Annotated in this window: 10 protein-coding genes; 3 read left to right on the top strand and 7 right to left on the bottom strand. The window is 65.0% G+C overall.

The window, feature by feature from the left end; all coding sequences use genetic code 11:
• Window positions 1-169 precede the first annotated feature (169 nt).
• On the top strand, window positions 170-1,087 hold the full coding sequence (locus tag U5775_RS05945) for a LysR family transcriptional regulator (RefSeq protein WP_322057184.1): 918 nt from the start codon (window positions 170-172) through the stop codon (window positions 1,085-1,087).
• Window positions 1,088-1,152: 65 nt separating this feature from the next.
• Here U5775_RS05945 and U5775_RS05940 read toward each other — a convergent pair whose 3' ends face one another.
• The 6 genes from U5775_RS05940 to U5775_RS05915 all read right to left on the bottom strand — a co-directional run bounded on the left by U5775_RS05940 (window position 1,153) and on the right by U5775_RS05915 (window position 8,538).
• Window positions 1,153-2,478, bottom strand: coding sequence for a type II toxin-antitoxin system HipA family toxin (locus U5775_RS05940; protein ID WP_322057183.1), 1,326 nt, complete (start codon window positions 2,476-2,478; stop codon window positions 1,153-1,155).
• Window positions 2,479-2,481: 3 nt separating this feature from the next.
• The gene (locus U5775_RS05935) at window positions 2,482-2,745 is read right to left on the bottom strand and encodes a helix-turn-helix transcriptional regulator (RefSeq protein WP_322057182.1); all 264 of its coding nucleotides are present in this window, start codon (window positions 2,743-2,745) and stop codon (window positions 2,482-2,484) included.
• Window positions 2,746-2,894: 149 nt separating this feature from the next.
• Entirely contained in the window at window positions 2,895-4,283 is a 1,389-nt protein-coding gene (locus tag U5775_RS05930) for an LLM class flavin-dependent oxidoreductase (RefSeq protein WP_322057181.1), read from the bottom strand.
• A complete protein-coding gene (locus U5775_RS05925) occupies window positions 4,283-5,548 on the bottom strand; it encodes an SfnB family sulfur acquisition oxidoreductase (RefSeq protein WP_322057180.1) in 1,266 nt (421 codons plus the stop codon). Before U5775_RS05925 ends, U5775_RS05930 begins: the two co-directional genes overlap by 1 nt.
• A gap of 44 nt (window positions 5,549-5,592) precedes the next feature.
• A complete protein-coding gene (locus U5775_RS05920; protein WP_415913515.1) occupies window positions 5,593-6,873 on the bottom strand; it encodes an SfnB family sulfur acquisition oxidoreductase in 1,281 nt (426 codons plus the stop codon).
• Window positions 6,874-6,984: 111 nt separating this feature from the next.
• Entirely contained in the window at window positions 6,985-8,538 is a 1,554-nt protein-coding gene (locus U5775_RS05915; protein WP_322057179.1) for an MFS transporter, read from the bottom strand.
• A 248-nt stretch (window positions 8,539-8,786) separates the two neighbouring features.
• Here U5775_RS05915 and U5775_RS05910 point away from each other — a divergent pair, with 248 nt between their 5' ends.
• Window positions 8,787-9,617, top strand: coding sequence for a MetQ/NlpA family lipoprotein (locus U5775_RS05910; protein WP_322057178.1), 831 nt, complete (start codon window positions 8,787-8,789; stop codon window positions 9,615-9,617).
• 142 nt (window positions 9,618-9,759) lie between these two features.
• The gene (locus U5775_RS05905; RefSeq protein ID WP_322057177.1) at window positions 9,760-10,140 is read left to right on the top strand and encodes a DUF427 domain-containing protein; all 381 of its coding nucleotides are present in this window, start codon (window positions 9,760-9,762) and stop codon (window positions 10,138-10,140) included.
• A gap of 58 nt (window positions 10,141-10,198) precedes the next feature.
• Here the strand turns inward: U5775_RS05905 and U5775_RS05900 are convergent, their stop codons facing one another.
• A complete protein-coding gene (locus U5775_RS05900; protein ID WP_322057176.1) occupies window positions 10,199-11,563 on the bottom strand; it encodes an MFS transporter in 1,365 nt (454 codons plus the stop codon).
• Window positions 11,564-11,950: the final 387 nt, after the last annotated feature.

Below are 11,950 nucleotides of genomic sequence, written 5' to 3'. Positions count from 1 at the left end.
TGCCTCCTCTGATATTTGCCCCGGGTTCGCCTCGCCGTCACAAACCGGATTTTTCATGCTCAGCAGGTATAATGAATTGCGGCGATTGCTGTGAAAGAAGCATAGTTGGGCCGTACCAGGCGCGTCCAACACTGATTTAGTATCAGGACCATATCCGGCAGGTATGAACATGGAGTTGAGACATCTGCGCTACTTCGTGGCGGTAGCCGAAGAGCGTAATTTCACGCGTGCCGCCCAGCGGCTGCATATTGCGCAGCCGCCGCTCTCGCGCCAGATTCAGCAGCTCGAGGAGATGCTGGGCGTGCAGCTCTTCGAGCGCGACTCGCGCCCGCTCAAGCTCACCGACACCGGTCGCTTCTTCTATCAGCACGCGGTACAGCTGCTCGCCCAGTCGGCTGAACTCGAGTCCATGACGCGGCGCGTGGGCAAGATCGAGCGCAGTCTTTCGGTGGGTTTCGTCGGCTCGACGCTTTATGGCATGCTGCCAAAAATCATCCGGCGCTATCGTCAGGAGAATGGCGCGGTCGAATTGAGCCTGCTCGAAATGACGACGATGGAGCAGATCAAGGCCCTCAAGGAAGGCCGCATCGACGTGGGGTTCGGGCGCATTCGTCTGGAAGACCCGAGCATTCGCCGCGTGGTGCTGCGCGAGGAACGCCTGATCGTGGCGCTGCCGCTCGGGCACCCGCTCATCGACGCCAGGGATGTGCTGTCGCTGCGCGAACTCGTGAACGAGACCATCATCATTTACCCGAAGCACCCGCGTCCCAGCTACGCCGACCAGGTGCTGGCGGCCTTTCACGATCGCGCGCTCGAACCGCAGCATCTTTACGAGGCGCGCGAACTGCAGATCGCGCTCGGGCTCGTGGCGGCGGGCGAAGGCATTTCGATCGTGCCTAGCAGCGTCTACGGTCTCAAGCGCGACGACGTCGCGTACAAGGATCTCGACGACGCAAAGCTCGTCTCGCCCATCATCATGAGCACGCGCATGCTCGACGAATCCGAGGACGTGCGCCGCATGCTCGAACTCATCTACGTGCTCTACGAAGAAGGAAAGATGGAGCACCTCGCGCCGCCCGAGCGTTGAGCCAGTTCAGAACGATCAGGGATGCTAATGATGGGTTTGCGTTTGCCATGCGCGCAGCCAGGACGTTATGAAGCGAGCCGCTGCGCGGAAAAGCGCAACCCGTCGAACAGCTTCGTGGCCACGCGCTCAGGAAACCCATCCGGCAACGTGGCGGCCACCTCGTCGATAACCGCTGGCGTGCGCGCGGCCAGGCGCTCGATGAGCGTCGCGGCGTCGGCGCCGTAGTGGCACAACTGCGCGGTGGCGTCGAAATGGGCGCGCTTCACGTCACGCATGCGATAGTGCCGCCCCTTGCCCCATACCGCCATCGCCAGCGTGGCCTTGTGCCACGACCATTGATTGCCGCCATCGCCCGCCACGGGCCAGATCGACATGACGTCATAGAGCGGCGCGAGCTGAAAGCGTCCGCCCGGCAAGAGGCGCAGGCTGAAATTCTTCGCGTGGCCGTCGGGCGCGGCCAGCATCCAATAGACGATCTGCGCGGAAAGAAAGGTTTCGATGTCTTCGCGCGCGGTTTGCGACTGGCGCAAGAGGTCCGCGATCTCGCGCACGCCCGGGCCGCCCTGGGATTCGTATTTGAAGTGCGGCGGCACGCCGAGCGCCTGGCAAAAGTCCTCCTGCGGCAGGCGCAGCAGCGCACCGCTGCGCGAGACGGCGCGGTCGAAGCGCTCGACGGCCAGCACTTTCTGCGCGCCGAACGTAACGATGCGCGCCGACGAAACAGGCAGCCCATAGGCCTTGAGCAACGCAAGGCAGAGCCACTCGTTCTCGACCGAGGTATGAAAGTCCACCTTGCGATGGCCGATCAGGCCGAGCGGGAGCTTGAGGATATGCGTGGTAGGCGTGGCGCCGTGCGGCACATGCCAGCGCCCCTCGTGATAGAGCAGAGCGGTCTTTTCCTGCGCGCCAGCAAGCGAAATGCGCAACTCTTCGTCGGCATCGCCGGTGCCGCCCGGCAGCGCGCCCGAGGTTTCGAGCAGGAGCCGCTCGATGGCGGCATCGTCGAGCGGCGTGCCCTCGATGCGTTCGATATGCTCGGGCGTTTCGTCCTCGTCCAGCAATTGCACGGCGCCCACGCAATCGCGGCCGATCGCCTTGAGCAGATCGAATGCGCCTAGGGAATCAGTGCTGAAGCGCGCCGCGATACGCCGGCGAATCTGCGTGCTGTCGGGCAGCAGATTGTCGAAGTAGTTATAGACGCGCGCGCCGCGCAGCGGCCGATCGCCCACGCCGAACGGCAGCGAGAGCGAAAGCGGCCGCCCCGTTGCCGAAGCCTTCCAGGCGGGGTCGTAGCGCAGTTCGGTCTCGCCCATTGGAGGCAGCGTCCACGCGCCGACACGTTCGCCGTTGGCCCAGATCGAGAGCGTGCGCGAGTGCGATTTGCGCCCCATCGCCTACCACTCCGGCTGGTCTTCGCGCGCCTCGTAGAGCTCGCCCTTGTGGCGCGACTGCACGCACAGTTCGAGCTCGTAGAGCGCGAATAGCGCGAGCATCTGGCTGAGCGAGATGCTCGCCGTGCCGGTGGTTTCGAGCGCAGACAGGCGCGGCTGCCCGATGCCGAGCGATGTGGCCGCCTGAGCCTGGGTCATGCCGCAGGCCTTTCTGGCCGACTGCAGGATCTCGGCGAGCCCCGTCGGCGTATGGACGATGATCTTCATGGGATATTCCTGTGAAGCATAAAACGATTATATGCTTATAAACGATATTCTGCAAATATCGCTTACACGCATAAACCGGGAATATCACTGTAGCAGATATCTCAGCGCCCTTCTCCCATCCGCACGCCAGGGGCTTCAAACACCCGCGCTTACGCGGGAGTGGCAACCTCATGCCGGAATGTCGCGCCCGCGTGACGGTCCGGGAGCGTATCGCCGGCGCCAAACAGCTTGTGCCGCAGCGTGCCCGGCTCGTACGCGGTCTTGTAAAGACCGCGATTCTGCAACTCGGGCACGATCAGATCGACAAAATCCTCGTAGCTTTCCGGCACCACGGTGCGGCTCAGGTTGAAGCCGTCCACATCGGCCTCTTCGACCCACGCCTGCAGTTCGTCGGCGACCTGCGCCGCGCTGCCGACGATCGCCGGATACCGCCCGCCCAGCTCGAACATCTCCAGCAGCGTGCGGCGCGTCCAGCCATGCTGCTTCGCCGTGCGCGAGGCCGATTCGATCGCATTGCCCCCCGCGTAATCGACGGGTGCGTCGAGATCGTATTGCGCGTAATCGACACCCGTACTCGCCGCGAAGTGCGCGAGTCCCGCCTCGCGGCTCGCATAGCGACGGTAGTCGGCGTACTTCTCGCGCGCCTCACGCTCGGTTGCGCCCGCAACCACTGCTGCGCCAACAAACACCTTCACGTCGTCGGGGCGTCTTCCGGCGCGCACCAGTTGCTCGCGCAGCGCGCGCACGGTCTCGCGTCCCACCGTGCGATTGGGCGGCGAGATGAACACGCACTCGGCATGGCGAGCGGCGAAGCGCTGCCCGCGCCCCGAGCTGCCCGCCTGGAACAGCACCGGCGTGCGTTGCGGCGAAGGCTCGGCAAGATGATAACCATCGACGTTGTAATAGCGCCCCGCGTGCTGCACGCGATGCACCTTCGCGGGATCCGCGTACACGCGCGCCGCCTTGTCGCGCAGCACGGCGTCCGCCTCCCAACTGCCTTCCCAGAGCTTGTAGAGGACTTCCAGGTATTCGTCGGCGCGCTCGTAGCGCTCGTCGTGCGGCAACTGCTCCCGCACTCCCATGGCGCGCGCAGCACTGTCCAGATAGCCGGTCACGATGTTCCAGCCGATGCGCCCCTGCGTGAGGTGATCGAGCGTGGAAAAGCGCCGCGCCAGCAGATACGGCGCCTCATAAGTGAGATTCACCGTCACGCCGAAGCCCAGATGCTGCGTGACGGCCGCCATGGCGGACACCAGCAGCGTGGGATCGCTCACCGGCAACTGGATCGACTCGCGCAGCGTTACATCGACATTGCGTTGATAAACATCGTAGACGCCCACGATATCCGCGAGAAAGAGCCCATCGAAGAGACCCCGTTCGAGCGTGCGCGCGAGATCGGTCCAATAAGCGAGCTGCCGGTAATCGGCCGAGCGATCGCGCGGATGCGTCCATAGCCCATGATTGATATGGCCCACGCAGTTCATGTTGAACGCGTTGAGCAGGATCGTCTTGTTCGCAGACAGATTCGAGTTCGCCATCACAAGGCTCCGTGCCGTGGCGGCAGCGCGTCGTTCAGATAGAAGTTGCCGATGGCGTGATACTTCCAGCGCACCGGGTCGTGCAGCGTGTGCGTGCGCGTGTTGCGCCAGAAGCGATCGAGCCCGAGACCGTCGAGCGTGGCGGCCGTGCCCGCCAGTTCGAAAAGGCGCGAGCCCGCTTCGAGCGATGCCGTGGTGGTGAGCGCACGCGCTTCGGCCACGGCAATCGATGCCTCGGCGACCGTGCGCTCGTCCGGCGCGGCCTGTGCGGCGTCCACGTAGCGGCCCGCGCGGCGCACCAGCGCCTCGGCGGCCGCCAGACGCGCAGCAAGATCGCCGAATTGCGCGAGCGTGAGCGGATCGTCGGCTGCGCGCTCGACCTTCGCGTCGATCCATGGCCGCGAGCGCTCACGCACGAACTGCAGCGCCGCCTCAAACGCGCCGCGCGCCTGGCCCAGATCGATGGCTGCATGGAGAATCTGCGCGAGCGGCCCGATGGTCGTCGGCCGCTCGAACGACGTCTGGAACGGCACGACCCATTCGGGCTCGACGCGCACGCCGTCGAACTGCACCGAACCGCTGCCCGTCACGCGCTGGCCAAAGCCGTCCCAATCGTCCGTGATCGTCACGCCCTGCGCGCCGCGCGGCACGAACGCGAGATACGTCACGTCGCTACCCGCCTCCTCGCTTACCACGAGCGTCGGAATCCAGTGCGCGTAAAGTGCGCCCGTGCAATAGAACTTGCGCCCGTCGATGCGCCCGCCATGCGCGTCGCGCGAGAGCCGCGTGCGGCGGCGAAAATCCTTTTGACCGATCTCGGCGAGCGCGTTGCCGAAGCGCTCGCCCGCGAGCACGCGCTCATAGAAATAACGCTGCTGTTGAGCGCTCCCGCCCACGCGTAGCACTTCGAGCGCATAGAAGTGATTCTGCGGAATCTGCCCGAGCGAGCCGTCGGCCGCGGCGATCGTCGCCGTCACCTCGGCGAGCGTGCCGCTCTTCACGCTTGGGCCGCCGTATTCGCGTGGCACCGTGATCGCCCACAGGCCGCTCTCGACGAAGGCATCGAGTTCGGCCCAAGGCAGACGACGCTCGCGGTCGCGCAGTGCCGCGTCCTGTGCAAATGCACTCGCAAGGCGTTGAGCGGTGGCGATCGCGTGTGCGTCGTCCTCGATACGCGTGGGTGCGTTAGAAGGTACGGGCGCGCGGCGCGGCTCGTCCGTCTGGCCAAGCGGTTCCAGAAGCGTGGAAGAAATCTCGACGTTCATACTTCAATTTCCTTCAGTTTTCCTCAGTTTCATCGGATACCTTATCAATTCCATGAATGGCGGGCGGGCAGCGCGCCATTCAGGTGATAGTTGCCAAGCAGATGCAGCTTCCAGCGCACGGGGTCGTGCAGAGTATGCGTGCGCGCGTTGCGCCAGTGCCGGTCGAGGTTGTGCGCAGCGCGTGTGGCCGCTGAGCCCGCGAGTTCGAAGAGCTTCTCGCTCGCCTCCAGCGCAATGCGCGTGGTCAGCACCTTTGCGGCCGCCACCGCTACCGAGGCGCGTGCGCTCGCTTCGGGACTGAGGCCGTCGCCGAACGCATCGGCGGCTAGTTCGTCGAGTGTGCGGCCCGCTTCCAGCAACACTTCGCGCGCGGCATGCAGATCGATCTGCAACCGGCCAACATCGGCGATGATGTACGGGTCGTCCGCGGCGCGTGCCACGCCCGAGTCCACCCATGGCCGGGCACGCTCGCGCACGAACTCCAGTGCGTCGGCGACCGCCGCTTCGGCGATGCCCTGATCGATTGCCGCCTGGATCAATTGCGAAGTCGGCCCGTACAAGCCCGGACGCTCCGCGAGTTGCCAGATCGGCAGGACGTCTTCGGGGTCGATGGCGACATTGTTGAAGCGCGCGGTGCCGCTCGCCGTCGTGCGTTGTCCGAACGAACTCCAGTCGTCGATCACGGCAACGCCGTGTGCATCGCGCGGCACCCACACTTGAACGGCGCGCCCTTCCTCGTCGGTGGCGCGCGTGGGCACGCGGTGTGCGAACAGCGCGCCCGTCGAGTAGAAGCGCTCGCCGTTCAGGCGCAGCCCTTCGGCCGTTGTGGAAAGACGCGTCGCGCCTTGCAGGATCGTGGCCGACGCGGTAGAGCGGCGCTCAGGCCCGGCATTGCCAAAGCGCCGTCCCGCCAGCACCTCGCCGTAAAAGCGCGCCTGTTGCGCAGGCGTACCGATCTCGCGCAGGATACCCAGCAGACCGAAATGATTTTGTGGAATCTGTCCGAACGCGGAATCGGCCGCGCAGAGCAGCACGAATACTTCAGCGAGCGTCGCGTACGAAACATCGGCGCCGCCAAACGCCCGCGGCACGGTGATCGCACCGAGTCCGCTTTCGGACCAGCTATCGAGCTCGTCCCACGGCAGCGCGCGTTCGCGATCGCGCTGCGATGCGCCGGGGGCGACGGTTTGTGCGAGCGCGCGGGCTGCCGCGAGCGCTTCGGCGTCGTTCGCGATGCGCCGCACGCGGCGCGGATCGGGAAGCCGCGGCAGGCGCGCCGCGGCGTTGGAGAATTCACTAGTCGGCATGGCGATTCGAACTGACATGATTAGCGTCCCGCTCGCACCGTGCAGTGCCGGCGGGTCCCGCCAATCATTTGAACAGCGCGACGCGCAATCCCCTACCAGTTAATCCGCGATTGCATATGACGTTTCCGGCTATGCGCGCGAGCACGCCGGGCACTCGTCGGGCTGCGCGCGCCCGGCGCTTGCGGGCCGGTAGTCTTCGCCGTCGATGTCGTAGCCCGAAGGCTCCCAGCGAATCGCGAGCAGCACGAGCAGCGAAGCGAACGGCGCGATCGCGATGACCCAGAACACCTTCGTGCCCAGCGCCGCCGCGAGCACCGGAAAAAGAAACAGCGAAACGGTGGACGCCGTGCGCACCAGCGTCTGATTGAAGCCCACACCAATGCCGCGCAGCGAAGTGGGATAGCTGAGCGAGGCATACGTCATCGAATGCGAGCCGGGCCCAAACCCTTGGGCGAACAGATACGCGCCCAGCAGCAAGATGGCGAGCGCAACGAACGTCCCGCTAGACGGATGGCCGATCAGCGCAAGACCCACCAGCGCACTCACCTGCACCGCGTGCCCCAGCACAGTCATCTTCCACGCGCCCACCGTGGGCGCGGTGCGCACGCCTATCAAACCGCCTACGAACGCAAATAGCAGATTGAGCAACAGCGAGGCGATGATGGTCGTGAGCGGTCCCTGCTGCAAGAAGCTCGCGATGATCACGGGCAGGCCGAAGATGATGGCGTTGTAGCCGAACGACGAGGCCGCGCCTATCGTCGCCGCGAGCAGGGTGCGACGACGATAGGTGGCGTTGAACAGCACGCCATAGTTGCTCCACGAAGCGGCACGCGGTGCGCTCGCGCGAGCCGGGCCGTTCGTGGCGTCGCCCACGTTGCGCTCGACCACGGCGTCCACGCCCCAGGCGCGCTTCAGGATGCGCGCGGCGCCTTCGAGATCGCCTTGATTTGCGGCCCACACCGGCGACTCGCTGATATAGCGGTGCCGCACGAGAATGATGGCGATCGCCGGCACCGCGCCGAACGCGAGCGTCAGCCGCCACAGCCAGCCCGAATGATGCGCGGGCAGCAACGCATAGAGCGCGAGTATCAGCAGATAGCAGGTGCTCGTGGCCGCATACCACGCAGGGCACCAGGCCGCGACGCTCGCCGCCTTGTTGCCGCGCCCGGCCACGCGCGAGAACTCCGCGAGAAACGCCATCGCCACCGGCAAGTCGAGTCCCACGCCGAAGCCCATCACGAAACGCGCGCCGCCGAGCACCCACGCATTGGGGGCAAGACCCGCGGCAATCGCGGCGACGACGAAGAACAGCATGTCGGCCATGAAGACGCGATAGCGCCCGATGCGGTCGGTGAGATACCCCCCGAACAGCGCACCGAGAATCGCGCCGAACGTGATCGCGGCGGAAACGAAGCCCACCTGCGCAGGCGAGAGCGCGAACTCCCGTGCGATGTCTTTCACGCCATAGGCGAGCGAAGTGAGATCGTAGGCGTCGAGAAACACGCCGCCCAATGCGATGGCGATCACCGCGCGCGTCCGGCTGCTTTGCGCGGGGCCTGCATTGACGATGCGCGCGACGTCTTCGGCCGAGCGGATGACGAGGTGTGGATGAGCGACATCGGAAGCGGCAGCGGTGCGCGCGTCGAGGCCGCTGTCGCGGGAAGGAACGGCGATGGTGGACATGAACGAACCCGTATGAATGGCGTTCGCAGCATCGTAGACATAGCCCGGCACACGGCAAAACGACGTTTTCGCATATGCTTTGCGTCCGTTGCGAAAACCAGCGCACAAGCCGCCCAACGGCGTTATGCGCTCCCTGTGCAGTGCTTATCGGCGCGCATGCAATAAACATTGCGCTCGAAATTGTTTGGCTGCGACGTCGGCGCCCTCTAGCATCGGCACATCTTTCATCACGTCACGGACACACAAGCATGAACAAGAACAAGAGAACACTGTTGGCAACGGGGCTTGCCTCGCTCGCGCTCATCGCCGGCGCGACGTTCATGCAATCAGCGCAGGCAGCGCAAACCGTGCGCGTGGGCATCATGTCGGGCGAAGACGAGGACGTCTGGCGTGTGGTAGCCGCCAACGCCGCCCAGCATGGCATCGACGTCAAGGTCAGCACGTTCTCCGACTACACCCAACCCAACGAAGCGCTCAGCGAACACGACCTGGACGCCAACTCGTTCCAGCACAAGCCCTATCTGGAAGCGCAGATTGCGGCTCGACACTATGCGATCGTGCCCGTAGGCTTTACCTACGTGCAGCCGATCGGCCTGTATTCGCGCAAGCATTCCTCGGTCTCGGCGCTGCCGACGGGCGCGACCATCGGCGTGCCGAACGATCCTAGCAACGAAGGCCGCGCACTGTTGCTGCTGCAATCGCAGGGCCTCATCACGCTGCGCAGCGGCGTTGGCCTGCTGCCCACTGCGCGCGATATCGCAAGCAATCCGAAACAAGTGAAGATCAAGGAACTCGACGCGGGCATCGTCGGGCGCGCGATCGGCGATCTGGACGCCGCCGTCGTCAATACCGACTGGGCGATCAAGGCCGGCATCCGCATTCCGCAAGAGCGCATCGCGCAGGAAAAGGTGGACGGCAGCCCCTACCGTAACTTCATCGCCGTCAACGAGAAGGACGCGAACGCGCCCTGGGTGCGCACGCTCGTCGCCAGCTATCAGCAGCCGAACGTCGCCGCAAAGATCCTCGCCGTCTATCACGGCGCCACCCTGCCCGCCTGGAGCGGCGCGCCGCAGCAATAACGCAGCACGTCCCAGCAGCATCCACAGCACCCGCAGGCGGCACCAGCGGCGAAACCCGTTTTCGCCCTACACTGCAAGGCATCGGCCGCGAGCCGCATCAGCCGGCTCCGGCCCCCGATTTGCGCCTGCAAGGAGTGCCGCCATGCATACGAAAACCGTGAAGATTCCCGGCCCGGACCATCCCATCACGATCGAGCCCTGTCCGTTGCGCGTGGTCGTGAAAGTCGCGGGAAAAACTGTCGCCGACACGCGCCGCGCGCTGATGCTACGCGAGGCCAGCTATCCGGCGGTGTTCTACGTGCCGCGCGAAGACGCCGACATGTCGCTGCTCGCGCGCACGGACCACGCCACGTATTGCCCCTACAAGGGCAATTGCAGCTACTACTCCATCGTGCCGGGCGGCGAGCGCTCGATCAACGCGGTGTGGACCTACGAGTCGCCGCATGACGCCGTCGCGCAGATCAAGGACCATCTGGCCTTCTATCACGATAGAGTGGACTCCATCGAAGAACTGGACGCCTGAACAAACCGGGCGTGGTGTCCACCCCGCGAATTTCCGGAACGCCCTCAACGCACGGCGTTCAGCGCGCCTTTTGCGCCGCGGGCACGCCGATCAGCAACGCCATGCCGCTCACCGCCAGCAGCGCGGCCAGCACGTACAGCGCGTTGTCCATGCTGCCCGTATGCGTCTTGATGAGCCCGATCGCCCACGGGCTCACGATCCCGCTCGTAATGCCGATGCTGCTGATGAGCGCGATGCCCGCAGCGGCCGCCTTGCCCGTGAGATAGGCGGGCGGCACGGCCCAGAAGATCGGCAGCGCGGCGAAGATCAGCACGGCGGCCACCGAGAGAATCGCCATCATCGCGGCAAAGCTCGCCAGGTGCAGCGTGAGCAAGGAAAGCGCGATGCCGCCGCCGATGGTGCACGCCGCGAAATGCCAGCGGCGTTCGCCACGCCGGTCGGAGCGGCGCGCGATCAGCATGAGGCCCACGGCGCCTACCGCGTTCGGGATCACGGTATAGAGGCTGATCGCCACCACGTCGTGCACGCCGAAGTCGCGGATCATCAGCGGCATCCAGAAGTTGAGCGTGAGCGATGCGCAGGTCAGCGAAAAATAGATGAACGCGAACAGATAGACACGCGGATTGCGCAGCGCGGCGCCGAATGAGCGCGACGAATGTGACGCATGCGCCGGCGCCTGGGTGCCCGTCGTGGTTCCACCGTCAAGCTGCGCGAACAGATGGGCCTTTTCGGCGTCGCTGAGCCAACGCGCCTGCTCCGGGCCATCGACGAGCCGGAACGCCGCCATCACACCGAGCAGCACGGCAGGCAGGCCCTCGATCGCAAACATCCAGCGCCAGCCCTCGAGTCCCATGACGCCGCCCATGTCACGCATGATCCAGCCCGAGACGAGCCCGCCCAGCACGCCCGCCACTGCGACGCCCGCGAAGAAGATCGAGAACACCGCGGCGCGCCGGCGCGACGGAAACCAGTAGGTCAGATAGAGCACGATGCCCGGGAAGAAGCCCGCCTCGAACACGCCGAGCAGGAAGCGCAGCGCATAGAAGTGCGTAGGCGTATGCACGAACATCATGCAGGTCGATGCAATCCCCCACAGCAGCATGATGCGCATGAACGTGCGGCGCGCGCCGAAGCGCGCGAGCAGCATATTGCTGGGCACTTCGCAGAGCACATATCCCACGTAGAAGATGGCGGCGCCGAGGCCGTACATCGCGTCGCTGAACCCGAGGTCGTGCTTCATCTGCAACTGCGCGAAGCCGATGTTGATGCGATCGAGAAACGACACGACGTAGCAGACGAACAGAAACGGAATGACGCGCCACGCGACTTTGCGGTACAGCAGGTCGTCGCTGGCTGCGGACGCCGTGGCCGGCGGCGCGAGCGTGGGGTCGGACGCGCGGTCGGTGATGATCGATTGGGGCATGTTGCCTGTCTCCAAACTTTGGGGGAGATCTGCGCCATGCCGATCTCCGTTTAGTAGCGTCTGACGCGCCTTGGGAAGGATTCGATGAAAGCGCCGGCGGCGACAGCCCCGGACTCGTGGATGCCCGATTGCCGCGATGCAGCATGCCTGCACCGCGACGACGAGCCACTTGCGACCACCGTGGGCGCATCATAGGAGCGCCTCGATTTATTTGTCAATAGCAAATCGTTTCGTCCAAAGTAAACACAATTTAGATCTGGAACGCTCGGCCGGTCACCACGTTCTCAGGATGGCCGCCCTCGTCGCCCCGGATGGCGTGCGCGCGTCTATGCTTCCTCTGGTGTCTATCGAGGCAAGCCAGCCAACAACCACGGCGCCGCGCGGCGG

This window comes from Paraburkholderia sp. J63 (genome assembly GCF_905220245.1).
Lineage (GTDB): Bacteria > Pseudomonadota > Gammaproteobacteria > Burkholderiales > Burkholderiaceae > Paraburkholderia.
The sequence above is the reverse complement of the archived record's forward strand: the minus strand, read 5'-3'. Positions and strand labels throughout refer to the sequence as shown.

Bases quoted from the DNA above. Each gene is read 5' to 3' on its own strand.
- U5775_RS05940 (WP_322057183.1), bottom strand. From the start codon at position 2,478: ATGGGGCGCAAATCGCACTCGCGCACGCTCTCGATCTGGGCCAACGGC.
- U5775_RS05900 (WP_322057176.1), bottom strand. From the start codon at position 11,563: ATGCCCCAATCGATCATCACCGACCGCGCGTCCGACCCCACGCTCGCG.
- U5775_RS05915 (WP_322057179.1), bottom strand. From the start codon at position 8,538: ATGTCCACCATCGCCGTTCCTTCCCGCGACAGCGGCCTCGACGCGCGC.
- U5775_RS05935 (WP_322057182.1), bottom strand. From the start codon at position 2,745: ATGAAGATCATCGTCCATACGCCGACGGGGCTCGCCGAGATCCTGCAG.
- U5775_RS05920 (WP_415913515.1), bottom strand. From the start codon at position 6,873: ATGTCAGTTCGAATCGCCATGCCGACTAGTGAATTCTCCAACGCCGCG.
- U5775_RS05925 (WP_322057180.1), bottom strand. From the start codon at position 5,548: ATGAACGTCGAGATTTCTTCCACGCTTCTGGAACCGCTTGGCCAGACG.
- U5775_RS05945 (WP_322057184.1), top strand. From the start codon at position 170: ATGGAGTTGAGACATCTGCGCTACTTCGTGGCGGTAGCCGAAGAGCGT.
- U5775_RS05930 (WP_322057181.1), bottom strand. From the start codon at position 4,283: ATGGCGAACTCGAATCTGTCTGCGAACAAGACGATCCTGCTCAACGCG.
- U5775_RS05905 (WP_322057177.1), top strand. From the start codon at position 9,760: ATGCATACGAAAACCGTGAAGATTCCCGGCCCGGACCATCCCATCACG.
- U5775_RS05910 (WP_322057178.1), top strand. From the start codon at position 8,787: ATGAACAAGAACAAGAGAACACTGTTGGCAACGGGGCTTGCCTCGCTC.